Here is a 15,288-nt window from a genome sequence, read left to right on the forward strand (position 1 = left end):
CGCAGGCGCTGCCTCGGATCAGAAGCTGACGGTCGGCGCCTGGCGGACCTGCGGGTCCTCGGCCTCGAAGTACTCGGCCCGCTCGAAGTGGAACATGCCCGCGACGATGTTCGACGGGAACGACTCGACCTTGGTGTTGAGGCTCCGCACGTTCGCGTTGTAGAACCGGCGCCCCGCGGCGATGCGGTCCTCGGTGTTGGTGAGCTCGGCCTGCAGCTGCTGGAAGTTCTCGCTGGCCCGCAGGACGGGGTACGCCTCGGCGACGGCGAAGAGACGACCGAGCGCCTGTGTCAGCTGGTTCTCCTGCTGCGCCTGCTGGGCCGGGCTCGAGCCGGGCGCGGACGCGGCAGCCCGGGCGCGTGCGACCTCGTCGAAGACCCCGCGCTCGTGGGCGGCGTAGCCCTTGACCGACTCGACGAGGTTCGGGATCAGGTCGTGCCGGCGGTTGAGCTCGACGTCGATCTGGCGCCAGGCCTCCTGCACCAGGTTCCGCAGCCGGACCAGACCGTTGTACATGCCGACGAACCAGAGCAGCAGGACGACGACGAGCACGACGATGATGATCAGGGCGATGACTGCACCGGTCACGTGAGGTTCCTTCGTGGATGAGGTAGGTCAGGCGATCGTAACGTTCAGCTGGACGACGACAGCGGGTCGAAGCCGTGATCCAGCCACACGTGCCGCGGGATCGAGTCCGCGACCGCGGTCAGCACGCCGAGCCGCGACGCCAGCCGGTCGAGGTCGGTCGACCCCATCGCCCACGTGAGGATCCAGGTGCCCTCGATCCGCCAGGTCGTGCCCGCCGCGTCGGGACGCAGCATCCGCTCCATGAGCCGGGGGTGCACGATGGCGTGCGCCACCTGGGGGTCGGACGACGCGACGCGGAAGGCCCTGTTGAAGTCCTCGGACTCGAACTGGATGTCTTGTGCGCCGACCAGCTTGGCGAGCTTCGCGCCCAACCCGTCCGGCGTGAGCTCGACGGTCGGGAGGTACGCCGGCAGGCTCACGCCGACGATGTGCGCGGTGTGGTTGGCGGAGCTCTTGCCGCTGCCGGTGGTCCAGGAGTAGGTGAACGACAGGGCCGGATGCCGGTCGTAGGTGCCGGTCAGCACCTCGGTGGCCCGCTTCGAGTGCCCGAGACCGAACGGCTGCAGGCGAGAGAACCCCACCAGCGACCGGTCGCTGGATGTGTAGGTCCACCCGTTGACCCTCGCCCACGTCTGCAGGCGTTCCCGGCGCTTGACCGAAGCCCACCACCCGAAGGCGACGAAGCAGACCAGGCCGATGGCGAAGAGGACGAACAGCGCCTCGACGCCCATCGCGGTCAGCCCAGGCCGAGGTCGGACAGGCTGAACAGGTAGTGGTACGGCACCCCGAGGGCCTCGATCTTCGCCTGCGCACCGGTCGCCCTGTCGACGATCACGGCGACTCCGCGCACGTCGGCGCCGATCTCGCGCGCAGCCTCGACGGCCGCGATCGGCGAGCCGCCCGTGGTCGACGTGTCCTCGAGGACGACCACGCGACGACCCGTGATGTCCGGGCCCTCGATGCGGCGCTGCATGCCGTGCGCCTTGGCCTCCTTGCGCACGACGAACGCGTCGAGGTCCTGCCCGCGCGACGCGGCCGCGTGCAGCAGGCTCGTCGCGACCGGGTCTGCGCCCAGCGTCAGCCCGCCGACCGCGTCGATCTCGGCGGTGCCCAGGCCGGCCTCCTCGAGCAGGTCCAGCATCAGGTGCCCGATGAGCGGCGCGGCCGCGTGGTGCAGCGTCACCCGACGCAGGTCCACGTAGTAGTCGGCCTCGCGGCCCGACGAGAGCGTGACCTTGCCGTGCACGACGGCGAGGTCCTTGATCAGTTCGAGCAGCTGCTCGCGAGGCGTCTGGGTCACGGCGGTCAGGCTACCGGTCCGCCGTAGCGGCGGTCCGGTGGTCCGCGACCGGGTCAGGAGCCTTCGATCGCCTTGCGGTACCGGCCGAATCGGCGGATCACGAACCGCGGGCTCATCCGGGCCGCCGCCGACGCAGCGCGGTAGCGGACGCTCGGTGTCGAGATGACCGCCCCCCGGCGGACGTCGGAGAGAGCCTTGGCAACCACGTCCTCGGCGTTCAGCCACGCGATCGCCGGGTAGGCCGATACGTCGATGGCACCGCGCTCGTGGAACTCGGTGTGCACGAAGCCCGGGCACAGGGCGGTCGCGGTGACGCCGGTGCCCTCCAGCTCGACCGCGAGACCTTCCGTGAAGGAGCGGACCCAGGCCTTGTGCGCGGAGTACGTGCCGGAGGCCAGCAGCGCGGCGACGGAGGCGACGTTGAGGATCGCGCCACGTCCGCGCGCCACCATGGCGTCAGCGGCTGCCTGCGACAGGACGAGCACCGCCGTGACCATCACCGCGAGCGCGGCCTCCTCGCGGGCGAGGTCTCCGCCGATGAACCGCTGGTTGAGCCCCAGACCTGCGTTGTTCACCAGCAGGCCGATGGGCTTCTCGTCGGACCGCAGCCGCTCGGCGACCCGCTCCACGTCCGCCCGGACCGACAGGTCCGCGACGAGCACCTCGGCCCGGATCCCCGCTGCGGCCTCCAGCTGACCGGCGAGGCGCTTGAGTCGTTCTTCGTTGCGGGCCACCAGGACCACGTCGTGCTTGGCCGTCGCCAGCTGCCAGGCGAACTCGAGGCCGAGTCCCGCGGACGCGCCGGTGATCAGAGCGGTTCCCATGGGCAACACCCTACGGACGCCCCGGGCGCACGCGCGACGCGTCCCACCGATGTCCTCGCCGTCCACGGTGCGTTGCTCGAGGCGCACCTCGGCGCTGTGGACAGCGGGGCTTTGCCTGTCGGCGCGGGAACGTAGGGTGTGCGCGTGACGGACGGGTGGGATGGCGGCGACTGGCCGCTCGACGACGAGCCCCCGTTCGACCCCTTCTACGACGCCCCGCCGCCGGACCTCGGGCAGCCAGGGGTCTCTGCGTCGGGCCCGTCGGGTCCCCGTCGCGACCGACCGGCCCCTCCCCCGCGCCCTGACATCCCGCGCACGGTGGCCCAGGTCCTCTCGCCCGAGGCTGCCGTCGCCGCAGCGTCGACCGTGCTGCACGACGTGTGGGGGTACGGAGCGTTCCGCGGCGAGCAGGCGGACATCGTCGAGACCGTCATCCGGGGTGGGGACGCGCTCGTCCTGATGCCCACCGGTGGCGGGAAGTCGCTCTGCTACCAGGTGCCGTCGCTGGTCCGGGAGGGCACCGGCGTCGTCATCTCACCGCTGATCGCCTTGATGCAGGACCAGGTGGACGCGTTGTCGGCGCTCGGTGTGCGTGCGGGCTTCCTCAACTCGACGCAGCAGACGTTCGAGCGGCGCAAGGTCGAGGACGCCTACCTCGCGGGCGAGCTGGACCTGCTCTACCTCGCTCCGGAGCGGTTGCGGGTCCGCGAGACGATCGAGCTCCTGGACCGCGGCACGGTCGCCCTGTTCGCGATCGACGAGGCGCACTGCGTGTCCCAGTGGGGGCACGACTTCCGGCCCGACTACCTGCAGCTCTCGATGCTGCACGAGCGCTGGCCCGAGGTGCCACGGATCGCGCTGACCGCGACGGCGACCGACCAGACGCACGCCGAGATCGCGCAGCGGCTGCAGCTCGGCGACGCCCGGCACTTCGTGGCGAGCTTCGACCGGCCGAACATCCAGTACCGGATCGCGCCCAAGGACAAGCCCCGCGACCAGCTGCTCAACCTGCTGCGCACCGAGCACGAGGGCGACGCCGGCATCGTCTACTGCCTGTCACGGAACTCGGTCGAGCAGACCGCGCAGTTCCTGGTCGACCGTGGCATCACCGCGCTGCCGTACCACGCGGGCCTCGACCGGCAGGTGCGCGCGCGCAACCAGTCGCGGTTCCTCCGCGAGGACGGCGTCGTGATGGTAGCGACGATCGCGTTCGGCATGGGGATCGACAAGCCGGACGTGCGGTTCGTCGCGCACCTCGACCTTCCGAAGTCGGTCGAGGGCTACTACCAGGAGACGGGCCGTGCCGGACGTGACGGTCTGCCGTCGACCGCCTGGCTCGCGTACGGGCTGGCAGACGTGGTGCAGCAGCGCCGCATGATCGACACCTCCGAGGGCGACGCCGCGCACAAGCGCCGGCTCACCGCGCACCTGGACGCGATGCTCGCGCTCTGCGAGACCGTCGAGTGCCGCCGGGTGCAGCTGCTCAACTACTTCGGCCAGTCCTCGCAGCCGTGCGGCAACTGCGACACGTGCCTCACTCCGCCCGAGTCGTGGGACGGGACGATCGCCGCTCAGAAGCTGCTGTCCACCGTGGTCCGGCTCGAGCAGCGCGGACAGCGGTACGGCGCCGGGCACCTGGTCGACATCCTGCGCGGCAAGGTGACGCCGCGGATCACGTCGCTGGGGCACGAGACGTTGAGCACGTTCGGCCTCGGCGCAGACGTGTCGGAAGCCGACTGGCGCGGAGTGGTCCGGCAGCTGCTGGCCATGGAGCTGCTGGGCGTCGACTCGGACGGCTACGGCACCATCCGGCTCTCGCCCGAGAGCGGTTCCGTGCTGCGCGGCGAGCGCGCGGTGCGCCTGCGCCGGGAGACCGAGAAGGTCGTTCGTTCACGCGGCTCCCGCGGGAAGCCGGCCGCCACGGCGGACCTGTCCGCCGAGGGTGCCACGGTGTTCGAGGCTCTGCGGGCATGGCGTGCAGGCGTCGCCAAGGAGCAGGGCGTGCCCGCGTACGTGGTGTTCCACGACGCGACGCTGCGTGAGGTGGTGGCTCAGATGCCGACGTCCTTGGAGGCACTCGGCGGGATCAGCGGTATCGGCGCGGCCAAGCTGGAGCGCCACGGCCCCGGAGTGCTCGCGGTGCTCGCGGAGGCGGCGGCGCCCGCCTAGCGACTAGCGCTCGTCGTCGTCCGAGCGCACCCGCACGGGAACTCGCTCGGGGCGCCGGAACAGCGACCGGAGCAGCATTGCGCCGCCACCGAGCACGAGCGCGACCACGCTCGACACGAGAACGACGTCAGACGCGCTGGGCACCAGTGGGTTCGACATGATCCGACCATAACGCCAGGGCGCAACCCCGCCCCCTTGAGGTCGCTGTTGCATCTGCCGATGCGGCGTCATGAGCACTCGCGTACGGCGTCGCGATCTGCGTGATCCCGAGGTCACGCCGTACGGGCCAGCAGGCCTGCGCATCTCGGTACGTCGGGTTCGGGCCATCGCGGGCACGTTGGCCTTCTCGGTCCTGCTGCTTGGCGCGAGGGTCCGCACCTTGCTGCTCTCTGAGATCGGCGACCTGCTGGTGGTCAAGGTCGTCGTGCTCCGTACCAAGTACAAGATCACGCTGGTCCGGCGCCCGGACGGCTCCTGCCTGGGCCGGCTGCCGGCACCTGTGCCGGGCACCGTCTCGGGCGCCGACCTCCTGGAGAGCACCGGGATCCGACTGCGCTTCCACACCGGCAACACGACGAGCGACGAGCTCGAACGCCTGAGTCCGGGCGCGTCGCAGTGGGGTGAGCGGCACTCGGTGCTGCTGTTCTCGATCGTCTCCGTCACGACCGTCGTCGGGATCTATCTGCTGGCCGTGCTGACGACGATGGCCTAGCCGCGCTCGAACGACCGGCGCTGGAGCTCCTTGACGTCGTCCTCGAGAGACGGTTCCGGTCCGTCGACGACGATGCCCGGCGCGATGTCCTGGATCGGCAGCGGCGCGACGGGGCTCGGCGAGCCACCCCAGGACGCCCGCCACCCGGTGATCTGTGCCGACGACGCCGCGTACGCGATCCGGCCCAGACCTACCCATGCGTGCGCCGCCGAGCACATCGGGCAGTGCTCGCCGGAGGTGTAGACGGTCGCCGTCGCTCGCTCGTCGGGCGTCAGGTTGTTCGCGGCCCAGCGGGCGATCTCGAACTCCGGGTGCCGGGTCTGGTCGCCGTCCTTGGTGCGGTTGCGGTCCTCGAACCGCACCGCACCGGTCGCATCCACGAGGACGCTGCCGAACGGCTCGTCGCCGTCGAGCAGGGCCTCCCGCGCGAGGACGACGGCGCGGGCGAGGTGGGTGCGGTCGAGGTCGTCGAGGGGCATGGGGCAGTCCTACCGCTTGCCGGTGCCGTCGACCGCCAACGGCTCGATCGCGTCGATCTCGTCGGCAGTCAGCGGCGGCGCGGACAGGGCGGCGACGTTGTCCTCCAGCTGCTTCGGCGAGCTCGCGCCGACCAGCGCGGAGGTGATCCGGTCGTCGCGGAGCACCCAGGACAGCGCGAGCTGCGCGAGGGTCTGGCCGCGGCCGACGGCGATCTCGTTGAGCGCACGAGCGCGGGACAGGTACGTCTCGGAGAGCTGCGTCGGCTTGAGGAAGTGCCCGACCGCGGCCCGGGAGTCGGCCGGGACGGAGCCCGAGAGGTAACGATCCGTGAGCATGCCCTGGGAGAGCGGCGAGAACACGATGGTGCCGATCCCGAGGTCGCCGACGACGTCCAGGAGCGTCTCGCTCTGGCCGTCCGCAACCTGTTCGACGTGCCGGTTGAACATCGAGTACGACGGCTGGTGGATGAGCAGCGGCGTACCGAGCGCACGCAGGATCTCGAAAGCCGCGCGCGTCTGCGACGGCGAGTAGTTCGAGATGCCCGCGTACAGGGCACGACCACTGCTCACCGCGGTGTGCAGCGCGCCCATGGTCTCCTCGAGCGGCACGGACGGGTCCGGACGGTGCGAGTAGAAGATGTCGACGTAGTCCAGGCCCAGCCGCGCGAGCGACTGGTCGAGCGACGAGAGCAGGTACTTGCGGCTGCCGCCGTCGCCGTAGGGGCCCGGCCACATGTCGTAGCCCGCCTTGGAGGAGATGACCAGCTCGTCGCGGTACGGGCGCAGGTCCTGCGCGAGGAGCCGGCCGAAGTTCTCCTCGGCAGACCCGTACGGCGGGCCGTAGTTGTTGGCCAGGTCGAAGTGGGTGATCCCGAGGTCGAACGCCCGTCGGACCACCGCGCGCTGAGTCTCGAGCGGGGTGGTGTCACCGAAGTTGTGCCACAGCCCGAGCGACAGACCGGGCAGCGTCAGCCCGCTGCGGCCGGTGCGGCGGTAGGTCATCGCGTCGTAGCGGTCGTCGGCAGCCTGGTACATGGGGTCCTCTCGAGAAGCGCGAACGGGACACGCTAACGCGCCGGGCCTGGTGGCAAGATCTGCCCGTGCTGCACATCGCCTTCTTCGAGCCGCGGATCCCGGGGAACACCGGTGCCGCGATCCGACTGGCTGCCGGGACCGGTGCGACGCTCCACCTCGTCGAGCCGCTCGGGTTCGACCTGTCGGAGGCCAAGCTGCGCCGGGCCGGTCTGGACTACCACGACCTGGCTCACGTCGTCGTGCACGCCGATCTCGGGGCGCTCTGGCAGGCGTTGCCGACGAACGACGTCTACGCCTTCACCACACAGGCCACCCGGTTCCACACGGACGTGCACTACACGCCCGACGACGTCCTGCTCTTCGGCCCCGAGCCGACCGGGCTCCCGGACGAGGTGCTCGCCGACGCGCGGATCACCGACCAGCTGCGCATCCCGATGCTTGCGGGCCGTCGTTCGATGAACCTGTCCAACGCTGCCTCGGTCGGGATCTACGAGGCGTGGCGTCAGCTCGGGTTCCCGGGCGGGGCCTGAAGGGTCAGCCCCCGCCCGGGAGCGGGTCAGCCCTTGTGCCACTTCTGGTTGGCGCCGCCGTGGCAGTCCCACAGGATGAGCTGGGCGCCCTCGGCCGCGTTCCAGCCGGCGATGTCGACGCACCGGTTCGCCTGCGGGTTCACCAGGTCGCCGGCAGCGCTGAGCACGAACTGCTGTGCCGCGGTCCCGTTGCAGGTCCACACCTGGATCACCGAGTTGTTGGCGGTCTTGCCTCCGCTGACGTCCAGGCATGTGTTGTTCTGCGTGCGCAGCGTGCCGCCCGTGAACTCCCAGCTCTGGGCGCCTGTCCCGTTGCAGCCCCACATCTGGACGCGCACGCCGTCGGTGAAGTTCGCGCCGGGCACGTCGAGGCACCTGCCGTTCAGGTTGCTGATCACCCGGGAGCCGCCCGAGCTCGGGGGCGTGCCGCCACCGGTGAAGGGCTGGATGATCAGCCCGGCTGCGCGCGGCGAGCCGTCGTTGACCAGCGACTCGAAGTTGCCCACGTCGTCGAACGCGAAGGCGTACGCCTTACCGTCTGCCATGTTCTGGTGCACGATCTTGGCGTACTGGTTGGTCGGGTTCGACCGGTAGAAGTCGCCTGCGTTGGTGCTCGGCTGCGTGTCGACCGTGCCGAGCGTGCCGCGGTTGAGCGCCGCGCACAGGGTGCGAGCGATGGGGCCGACGACGGTGTCGTTCGGAGCGCCGAGGCTGCCGTCACAGCCCCACACGTTGGCCGACGACGGCTTGGAGAACGACGCGACCTGCTGACCGGACGCGTTGGTGAAAGTCATCGTGTTCCCGGCCGTCCGGCCGTAGTACTTCACGTTCGGCTGGTCGCCGAACGGGATGACGGTCAGCGTCTTGCTGGCGTACGCGTTCCACGCCGAGGTGATGTACGGGTCGAGGTAGGCGGCGTTCATCAGGCCCGCGCCCGCAGCCTTGCCGGGAGCCAGCACGCGCAGCACCGTGCCGTCAGCGCGCTTGATCACGCTGCCGCCCCAGCCGGACTGGGCCGCGATGCCGTTGATGGTCTTGGTGCGACCGTCAGGCACGAGAGCACCGGAGCGCCTCACCGTGCCGTCGCCCGCCGTCACCGTGACCGTGTGCGGGACAGCGAACATGTCCACCTGCGAGCTGTTCAGCCAGAGCCCCGCGTCGTTGTAGGTGAACTCGCTCCAGTCGAACAGGACGCCGTAGTTGGCGTCGCCCGGCGCCCACGGAGCCGGCTGGACCAGCCCGTCGGGAGTCAGGAAGAACTTCAGCTTCTCGCCGAGGGAGAAGTACACGCGGCCCGACATGCCGCGCGGGACCTGCACGGTCGTCGTGGATCCGTTGCCGGGGCCGGAGATCGCGATGTCGGGTGCGGCGACGGGCGGGTTGGCGCCACCCGTCCAGCTGGTGAAGCTGCCTGCCGCGTTCGCGTAGCCGAGGCGCCCCGTGTTCAGGTTGACCCCGATCACGTACACGTAGACGGCCTCACCCCGTCCGCTCGAGTTCGTGATGGTCAGCGGCAGCTTGTCCGGTCCGGCAGCGCTCGCGGGTCCGCCCGATACGACGATCGCCGTGGTCACCGCCACAGCGAGGGCGCTGAGCGCTCCGACCAACCGTCTTCTGGTCCGCATCGACCACTCCTCTGAAGTCTGCGAGTGCCTCGTCGGCATGAGCGTTCCCACACCAGGCAGATGTCCACTTTTGTGGACTTGTCATTCTTTGACCGAATCGTGAAGGTACCCCATCCCCCGCGCACCGCGTGCCGCTTCCCGACTGTGCGGCAGGATCGGGGTGTGTTCACCACACGGCCCGTCCTGACGGGAACGTTCGGCATGGTCGCCTCGACGCACTGGTTGGCGTCGGGCGTCGGGATGCGCATGCTCGAGTCCGGGGGGAACGCGTTCGACGCCGCCGTCGCGGCCGGCTTCACGTTGACCGTCGTCGAGCCCCACATGAACGGTCTCGGCGGTGACGCACCCCTCCTCGGCCACCGCGCGTCCGACGGTCACACGTTCGTGATCTGCGGGCAGGGCACGGCCCCCGCCCTGGCGACGATCGACAGCTTTCACGATCTGGGCCTGGACCTCGTGCCCGGCACAGGTCACCTCGCCGCCGTGGTCCCCGGCGCGTTCGGCGCCTGGCTCGACCTGCTCGCGCGGTACGGCACGCTCCCGCTGGCCGACGTGCTGGCACCTGCCATCGGCTACGCCCGCGACGGCTACCCGATCGTCCCGGACGCGGCCCACACCATCAGCGCCGTCGCGGACCTGTTCGCCGACCACTGGACCTCGTCGGCCGAGATCTATCTCCCCGCCCCCTCGCCCGGCTCGCGCTTCACCAACCCTCAGCTCGCCGAGACGCTGTCCCGCCTGGCCGATCAGAAGGGCACGCGGGAGCAGCAGATCGAAGCCGCCAGGCGGGCGTTCTACGAGGGATTCGTCGCCGAGGCCGTCGACTCCTTCGTCTCGGGCACACCGGTGCTCGACTCGTCGGGTCGCCTCCACGCCGGATTTCTGCGGGGCTCGGACCTCGCCGGCTGGAGGGCGACGGAGGAGCCGACGGTGTCGGTGCGCTTCGCGGACCGCACGATCCACAAGACAGCCGCCTGGGGCCAGGGGCCGGTGCTCCTGCAGCAGCTCGCGATGCTCGACGCGCTCGGTGTGACCGCCGACGCCGACCCCGTCGACCTCGTGCACACGGTCGTCGAGGTGGCCAAGCTCGCGTTCGCGGACCGCGAGGCCTGGTACGGCGACGTGCCCGACGTCCCCCTGGCGACGCTGCTGTCGAGCTCCTACGCCGCCGGCCGGGCCGGCCTGGTCGGAGCCACCGCCGCCGAAGGTCTGCTGCCCGGCTCTCCCGACGGCCGCACGCCGCGACTGGCCGCGAGCCTGTGGGACTCCTCGCACGTCGTGACCTCGGCTTTCGGCGTCGGTGAACCCGTCACGACCGTCCGCCCGGCATCCGGTGACACCTGCCATCTCGACGTCGTGGACCGCTGGGGCAACCGCATCTCCGCGACCCCGTCCGGAGGCTGGCTCCAGTCGAGCCCCGCGGTGCCCGGCCTCGGCTTCTCGCTGCCCACCCGCGCCCAGATGTTCTGGCTCGAACCAGGACTGCCCGCGAGCCTGGCCCCAGGCCGCCGCCCGCGCACCACCCTCAGCCCAGGCATGGTCCTGGACGACGACGGCTCAGGTCTCGCGTTCGGCACCCCGGGCGGTGACCAGCAGGACCAGTGGACCGTCCCGTTCCTCCTGCGCCACCTGCTGGGCGGGTACGACCTGCAGGCCGCGATCGACGCACCCACGTGGCACTCCACGCACGTGCCGAGCTCGTTCTACCCGCGGACGCACTCGCCCCGTGGAGTCGTCGTGGAGTCACGCCTCGGAGCACACGTCCTGACCGGCCTGGCCGGGCGAGGTCACGCCGTCCACGACGCAGGGCCGTGGGCGGCTGGCCGGCTCAGCGCCGCCGGCACCCGAGCCGACGGACTGCTCGTCGCAGCGGCCAACCCGCGAGGGATGCAGGGGTACGCCGTCGGCCGGTGAGATCGGCCCCGTGCCGACGCTCAGCGCAGGCGCGGCGTGGAGTCCCGGATCACGAGCTCGGTGTGGACCGTGCGGATCTCGGGCTCGTCGCCAGAGCCGGACAGGGCGAGCTCGGTAGCCATGTGACCCAGCTCGTGGAGCGGGAGACGCACGGTCGTGAGGGCCGGCGTCACGTCGCGCAGCGTCGAGATGTCGTTGAACCCGGCAAGGGCCACGTCCTGCGGCACCCGGACGCCGGCCTCCCGCATGACGCCCAGCGCGCCGAGAGCCATGGTGTCGGCGACCGCGAAGATCATCTCGGGCAGCGTTCCCGCGGCCAGCAGGATCCGCATGGCCTCCTGGCCACCCGCATGGTCCATCGAGGTGCTCACGATGTCGGCGTCGGCGATGGTCGTGCCGAGCTCGCGCAGGGTGAAGATGAACGCGTCCCGACGCTCGCGGGCGGACAGGTAGTCCTCCGGACCACCGAGCACCGCGAACCGCCGGTAGCCCAGGTCATGCATCGCCCGCGCGAGACTGCTGGCGCCCTGCGCGTTGTTGATGACGACGGTGTTCACACCGAGGATCGGCTGGCCGATGAGTGCTGCCGATCCACCGCTGGACCGGAAGTCCGCGAGCGCGAGCCGCAGATGGTCGTTGACCGCGACGTCGTCGCTCCGGCCGCCCGCCAGGACGATCGCCCGTGCCCTCTGACGGCGCAGGAGGTGCACCATCTCGATCTCGCGGGCGGGGTCGTTCTCGCTGCTGGCGAGCGTCAGCTGAAGTCCTGCAGCGTCGGCGGACTGCGCCACACCCGCCGCGATGGCGGAGAAGTAGGGGTCAGCGATGTTGTGCACGAGCAGGCCGAGCGACGTCGTCCGGCCGCGCGCCATCGCCTGGGCGTTGGCGTCCGGGGTGTAGCGCAACCGCACCGCGGCGGCGAGGACACGGTCTCGCAGCTCGGCACCCACGGTCCGGCTCGCGGAGCCGTTGATGGCCCGCGACGCGGTCGCGAGCGAGACTCCGGCCTCGCGGGCCACGTCACTGAGCGTCACTGTCATGTGGGGAGAGTACGGGTCAGCGACATCCCCGTTCGATGCCCCCTGCGAGGTTCGTACCGGTCAGTACGCTGTTGTGCCACAAAAGTTCATCCTGGACAGCGCCGCACCCACCGTGCGGGCCACTGCGGGCGCCCGCCCACGCGTCGTCCGCCGTCCGGTTGAGCCGTGTCGGATCCGTCTGATTCCATGGATTCCATGAGTGCGCTGACGATGACAGCACTGAACAAGAGCTACGGCGCTGTCCGCGCGCTGAGAGACCTCTCGCTCGAGGTCCGCGCCGGCGAGATCGTGGGCTTCGTCGGCTCCAACGGAGCGGGAAAGTCGACGGCGATGCGCATCACGCTCGGGGTGGTCGCGGCCGACTCGGGCGAGGTGCGATGGGACGGCCGCCTGATCGACCTCGACGTCCGCCGACGCATCGGGTACATGCCTGAAGAGCGCGGTCTGTACCCGCGGATGCGCGTGGGCGAGCAGCTGACATACCTGGCGCGCCTGCACGGGCTGGACACCGCTCAGGCGACCACGTCCATGGAGCACTGGACCGAGGTGCTGGGAATCGCCGAGCGCCGTGGGGACGAGGTGCTCAAGCTGTCGCTCGGCAACCAGCAGCGCGTCCAGCTGGCCGCGGCCCTCGTCCACTCGCCAGAGATCCTGGTGCTCGACGAACCCTTCTCAGGCCTCGACCCGGTCGCGGTCGACGTCATGAGCGCGGTGCTGCGCGACCAGGCCGCGGCCGGCGTGCCCGTGCTGTTCTCGTCGCACCAGCTCGAGCTCGTCGAGTCTCTGTGCGACCGTGTCGGCATCATCAACAGCGGGTCGATCGTCGCGTTCGGCGACATCGAGACGCTGCGCCGGACGGACACTCGGCGCTGGGTGGTCGACGGGCCCCCGTACGCGAGCTGGCTGCCGTCGGTCCCCACCGCGTCCCTGATCTCGACCGAGGGCTCACGGACGGTCGTAGAGGTGCAGGACGCCTCACTGACCACGGTCGACCAGGAGCTGCTGGGTGCGGCCCTGGCGGCTGGACCGGTCCACGAGTTCACGCGGCAGCGTCCGTCGCTGACGGAGCTCTACCGGCACGTGGTGAGAACACCGTCGGAGGCGGTCCTCGACGCGCAGGAGGTCAGCGCATGAGCGTCACGTTCCACCCGGTGACCTCCTCGGAGGCGGTCCGCATGATCGCCGGCCGCGAGATCACGACGCGGGTCCGCTCGAAGGCCTTCATCTGGACGACGATCGCCCTGGTCGCCGGGGTGGTCCTGGGGGGCGTCATCCTGCACCTCGCCGCCCCGGACGACGACGAGGGCCAGAGCGTCGGGCTGACGTCCGCCGCCTCCGACGTGTCCGAGATCCTCGTCGGTACCGCCCAGGTGTCGGGCGTCACCGTGACCACGCAGGACGTGTCCGACGAGGCGGCGGGCGAACAGCTGCTTCGCGACGGCAAGATCGACGCACTCGTGACGTCCACCGACCCGTTCACCGTCGTGGTCCACGAGTCGCTGCCCGAGTCGCTGACTCCGGTCTTCACCTCGGTGGCTCAGCAGGTCGCGCTGTCGTCGGCGATCACCGACCTCGGGGGCAACCCCGCCTCGGTGAGCGCGGAGATCGCGGCCGCCACCCCGACCGTCACGGCACTGGAACCTCCGCCCGAGCGCGACGCCGCGCAGGTCGCCGCCGGCTTCATCGCGGGAATCCTGCTGTTCGTCACGCTCATCTCCACCGGCCAGCTCGTCGCGCAGGGCGTCGTCGAGGAGAAGTCGAGCCGCGTGGTCGAGCTGCTCCTGGCGACCGTCCGTCCGTGGCAGCTCATGGCCGGGAAGGTGCTCGGCATCGGCTTCATCGGCCTCGCGCAGATCGTGCTCGTCGTGACCGCCGGCGCTGGGACCGCGGCCGCGCTCGGTCTTGTCGACGCGTCGAGCCTCGACGTCGGCACCACCGCGCTCTGGGTGGTGGTCTGGTTCGTCGTCGGGTTCACCACGTACGCGCTCGCGCTCGGGGCCCTCGCGGCGCTCGTCTCCCGGCAGGAGGACGTCGGGTCGGTGACCGCACCCGTCATCACCGTGATGATGATCCCGTACATCATCGGGGTCAGCATCGCCCCGTGGGACCCGACCAACCCCCTCGTCGTCGCGCTGTCCTTCATCCCGTTCTGCGCGCCCCTGATCATGCCGATCCGGATCGCCCTGGGCGAGGTCGCGCCATGGGAGGTCGCGGTCTCCCTGGGGCTCTCGCTCGCAGTCATTCCGGTGCTCGTCTGGTTCGCCGGACGCGTCTACTCGAACGCGGTCCTGCACAGCGGCGGCCGCATCAAGCTGAAGGACGCTCTCGCGGGGCGCTGAGTGGCGCTCACCCTCCCACCCGCTCGCTCAGCGGCCTGCCGCCGCGCGTGCCGGGTCGGTAAGGTCGGTTCATGGAGCTGGTGGACTACGTCTCGACCTTCATCTGCGTGGCACCCGATTCGGCCGCCGTCGCAGGGATCGAGCCTGCGCCGCGTGGCGACGCTCCTACCGTGGCGTCCGCCATGTACGACATGCTCACATCCGCGCCGCCGTACACCTACCGGAGCTCCGACGTGATCTTCACGGTCTGGGCCGACCGCAACGGCGTCGCACCGGAGACGCGTCCCGAGGTCTGGCCGACGTTCTTCCAGGGCCCCCACGCCTGCCTGCGCTCCTCGGACCTCGGCAAGAAGTACGGCTGGGGGATCCACGCCGACGCCGACGGGCGGCTGGCCGTCTACGCGGTGGGGACGCCGGAGTACGCGGCGCTGGCGGCGGGGTTCTCGCGCGACGGGTCACCGGTGAAAGTGACACGGGCGCTGCGCTCCGGTCGCTGATGACCCGGCTCGAGCGATCGTGACTCCTCTCGAACCGGACGACGAGGTTCCCTACCGGCACCCGCTGTCGCGGCGGATCGTGGCTGGCGTCGCCATCGTCGCGCTCGTGCTCTCGGCGATCGGCGTGGGCGTGGCGATCGCTCGTGCCCAGTGGGGTCCGCCCCCCGACCCCGTCGAGCAGCAGCAACAGGTCCCGGCGTGAGGGCCTCGCGCGCGTGAGGTCACGGGCACTCACC

General features: G+C 70.6%; 17 protein-coding genes. 8 read left to right on the forward strand and 9 right to left on the reverse strand.

Features of this window, described 5'->3' with window-relative positions; translation table 11 throughout:
• Positions 1 to 18: 18 nt before the first annotated feature.
• From N553_RS0103055 to N553_RS0103070, 4 genes are read right to left on the reverse strand one after another with little or no spacing between them, the layout of a single operon-like run.
• The gene (locus N553_RS0103055; protein WP_028045312.1) at positions 19 to 588 is read right to left on the reverse strand and encodes a LemA family protein; all 570 of its coding nucleotides are present in this window, start codon (positions 586 to 588) and stop codon (positions 19 to 21) included.
• A gap of 44 nt (positions 589 to 632) precedes the next feature.
• Positions 633 to 1,319, reverse strand: coding sequence for a DUF3137 domain-containing protein (locus tag N553_RS20815; protein WP_051639785.1), 687 nt, complete (start codon positions 1,317 to 1,319; stop codon positions 633 to 635).
• A gap of 5 nt (positions 1,320 to 1,324) precedes the next feature.
• Positions 1,325 to 1,888, reverse strand: a complete 564-nt coding sequence (pyrE, locus tag N553_RS0103065; RefSeq protein ID WP_034620539.1) for an orotate phosphoribosyltransferase — start codon at positions 1,886 to 1,888, stop codon at positions 1,325 to 1,327.
• A gap of 53 nt (positions 1,889 to 1,941) precedes the next feature.
• Positions 1,942 to 2,712: an SDR family oxidoreductase gene (locus N553_RS0103070; protein ID WP_028045314.1), complete on the reverse strand. Its 771-nt coding sequence runs from the start codon at positions 2,710 to 2,712 to the stop codon at positions 1,942 to 1,944.
• 144 nt (positions 2,713 to 2,856) lie between these two features.
• Here N553_RS0103070 and recQ point away from each other — a divergent pair, with 144 nt between their 5' ends.
• Entirely contained in the window at positions 2,857 to 4,881 is a 2,025-nt protein-coding gene (gene recQ, locus N553_RS20820; protein ID WP_369796662.1) for a DNA helicase RecQ, read from the forward strand.
• Between the two features lie 3 nt (positions 4,882 to 4,884).
• Here the strand turns inward: recQ and N553_RS24935 are convergent, their stop codons facing one another.
• Positions 4,885 to 5,040 (reverse strand): hypothetical protein, encoded by a 156-nt coding sequence (locus N553_RS24935; RefSeq protein WP_156043675.1) that lies wholly within the window; start codon positions 5,038 to 5,040, stop codon positions 4,885 to 4,887.
• Positions 5,041 to 5,110: 70 nt separating this feature from the next.
• Between N553_RS24935 and N553_RS0103085 the strand changes: the two genes are divergently transcribed.
• On the forward strand, positions 5,111 to 5,593 hold the full coding sequence (locus N553_RS0103085; protein ID WP_028045315.1) for a hypothetical protein: 483 nt from the start codon (positions 5,111 to 5,113) through the stop codon (positions 5,591 to 5,593).
• On the opposite strand, the gene N553_RS0103090 is transcribed toward N553_RS0103085, so the two are convergent.
• Entirely contained in the window at positions 5,590 to 6,072 is a 483-nt protein-coding gene (locus N553_RS0103090; protein WP_028045316.1) for a nucleoside deaminase, read from the reverse strand. The two genes, N553_RS0103085 and N553_RS0103090, sit on opposite strands and share 4 nt — an antisense overlap.
• Before the next feature lie 9 nt (positions 6,073 to 6,081).
• The gene (locus N553_RS0103095) at positions 6,082 to 7,107 is read right to left on the reverse strand and encodes an aldo/keto reductase (protein ID WP_028045317.1); all 1,026 of its coding nucleotides are present in this window, start codon (positions 7,105 to 7,107) and stop codon (positions 6,082 to 6,084) included.
• A 65-nt stretch (positions 7,108 to 7,172) separates the two neighbouring features.
• Between N553_RS0103095 and N553_RS0103100 the strand changes: the two genes are divergently transcribed.
• Complete coding sequence (locus N553_RS0103100) at positions 7,173 to 7,637, forward strand: tRNA (cytidine(34)-2'-O)-methyltransferase (RefSeq protein WP_028045318.1); 465 nt, start codon at positions 7,173 to 7,175, stop codon at positions 7,635 to 7,637.
• A gap of 26 nt (positions 7,638 to 7,663) precedes the next feature.
• Here the strand turns inward: N553_RS0103100 and N553_RS0103105 are convergent, their stop codons facing one another.
• Positions 7,664 to 9,262 carry a beta-1,3-glucanase family protein gene (locus tag N553_RS0103105; RefSeq protein ID WP_028045319.1) on the reverse strand — a complete coding sequence of 533 codons (1,599 nt, stop codon included), beginning with the start codon at positions 9,260 to 9,262 and terminating at the stop codon, positions 7,664 to 7,666.
• Between the two features lie 201 nt (positions 9,263 to 9,463).
• Here N553_RS0103105 and N553_RS0103110 point away from each other — a divergent pair, with 201 nt between their 5' ends.
• Positions 9,464 to 11,176, forward strand: a complete 1,713-nt coding sequence (locus N553_RS0103110) for a gamma-glutamyltransferase family protein (RefSeq protein WP_231505207.1) — start codon at positions 9,464 to 9,466, stop codon at positions 11,174 to 11,176.
• Between the two features lie 20 nt (positions 11,177 to 11,196).
• Here the strand turns inward: N553_RS0103110 and N553_RS0103115 are convergent, their stop codons facing one another.
• Positions 11,197 to 12,216: a LacI family DNA-binding transcriptional regulator gene (locus N553_RS0103115; RefSeq protein WP_034620541.1), complete on the reverse strand. Its 1,020-nt coding sequence runs from the start codon at positions 12,214 to 12,216 to the stop codon at positions 11,197 to 11,199.
• Positions 12,217 to 12,411: 195 nt separating this feature from the next.
• On the opposite strand from N553_RS0103115, the gene N553_RS20825 reads away from it, so the two are divergent.
• From N553_RS20825 to N553_RS0103135, 4 genes are all read left to right on the forward strand, one after another.
• The gene (locus tag N553_RS20825) at positions 12,412 to 13,350 is read left to right on the forward strand and encodes an ABC transporter ATP-binding protein (protein WP_034620543.1); all 939 of its coding nucleotides are present in this window, start codon (positions 12,412 to 12,414) and stop codon (positions 13,348 to 13,350) included.
• Positions 13,347 to 14,555 carry an ABC transporter permease gene (locus N553_RS0103125; RefSeq protein WP_028045322.1) on the forward strand — a complete coding sequence of 403 codons (1,209 nt, stop codon included), beginning with the start codon at positions 13,347 to 13,349 and terminating at the stop codon, positions 14,553 to 14,555. Before N553_RS20825 ends, N553_RS0103125 begins: the two co-directional genes overlap by 4 nt.
• 71 nt (positions 14,556 to 14,626) lie before the next feature.
• The gene (locus tag N553_RS0103130) at positions 14,627 to 15,052 is read left to right on the forward strand and encodes a DUF6157 family protein (RefSeq protein WP_028045323.1); all 426 of its coding nucleotides are present in this window, start codon (positions 14,627 to 14,629) and stop codon (positions 15,050 to 15,052) included.
• Between the two features lie 19 nt (positions 15,053 to 15,071).
• Positions 15,072 to 15,254, forward strand: coding sequence for a hypothetical protein (locus tag N553_RS0103135; RefSeq protein WP_028045324.1), 183 nt, complete (start codon positions 15,072 to 15,074; stop codon positions 15,252 to 15,254).
• Positions 15,255 to 15,288 lie beyond the last annotated feature (34 nt).

This window comes from Cellulomonas sp. URHE0023, from assembly GCF_000688475.1.
GTDB lineage: Bacteria > Actinomycetota > Actinomycetes > Actinomycetales > Cellulomonadaceae > Cellulomonas.

Bases quoted from the DNA above. Each gene is read 5' to 3' on its own strand.
- N553_RS20825 (WP_034620543.1), top strand. From the start codon at position 12,412: ATGAGTGCGCTGACGATGACAGCACTGAACAAGAGCTACGGCGCTGTC.
- N553_RS0103110 (WP_231505207.1), top strand. From the start codon at position 9,464: ATGGTCGCCTCGACGCACTGGTTGGCGTCGGGCGTCGGGATGCGCATG.
- N553_RS0103105 (WP_028045319.1), bottom strand. From the start codon at position 9,262: ATGCGGACCAGAAGACGGTTGGTCGGAGCGCTCAGCGCCCTCGCTGTG.
- N553_RS0103125 (WP_028045322.1), top strand. From the start codon at position 13,347: ATGAGCGTCACGTTCCACCCGGTGACCTCCTCGGAGGCGGTCCGCATG.
- N553_RS0103090 (WP_028045316.1), bottom strand. From the start codon at position 6,072: ATGCCCCTCGACGACCTCGACCGCACCCACCTCGCCCGCGCCGTCGTC.
- N553_RS0103085 (WP_028045315.1), top strand. From the start codon at position 5,111: ATGAGCACTCGCGTACGGCGTCGCGATCTGCGTGATCCCGAGGTCACG.
- N553_RS0103095 (WP_028045317.1), bottom strand. From the start codon at position 7,107: ATGTACCAGGCTGCCGACGACCGCTACGACGCGATGACCTACCGCCGC.
- N553_RS20815 (WP_051639785.1), bottom strand. From the start codon at position 1,319: ATGGGCGTCGAGGCGCTGTTCGTCCTCTTCGCCATCGGCCTGGTCTGC.
- N553_RS0103130 (WP_028045323.1), top strand. From the start codon at position 14,627: ATGGAGCTGGTGGACTACGTCTCGACCTTCATCTGCGTGGCACCCGAT.
- N553_RS24935 (WP_156043675.1), bottom strand. From the start codon at position 5,040: ATGTCGAACCCACTGGTGCCCAGCGCGTCTGACGTCGTTCTCGTGTCG.
- N553_RS0103115 (WP_034620541.1), bottom strand. From the start codon at position 12,216: ATGACAGTGACGCTCAGTGACGTGGCCCGCGAGGCCGGAGTCTCGCTC.
- N553_RS0103070 (WP_028045314.1), bottom strand. From the start codon at position 2,712: ATGGGAACCGCTCTGATCACCGGCGCGTCCGCGGGACTCGGCCTCGAG.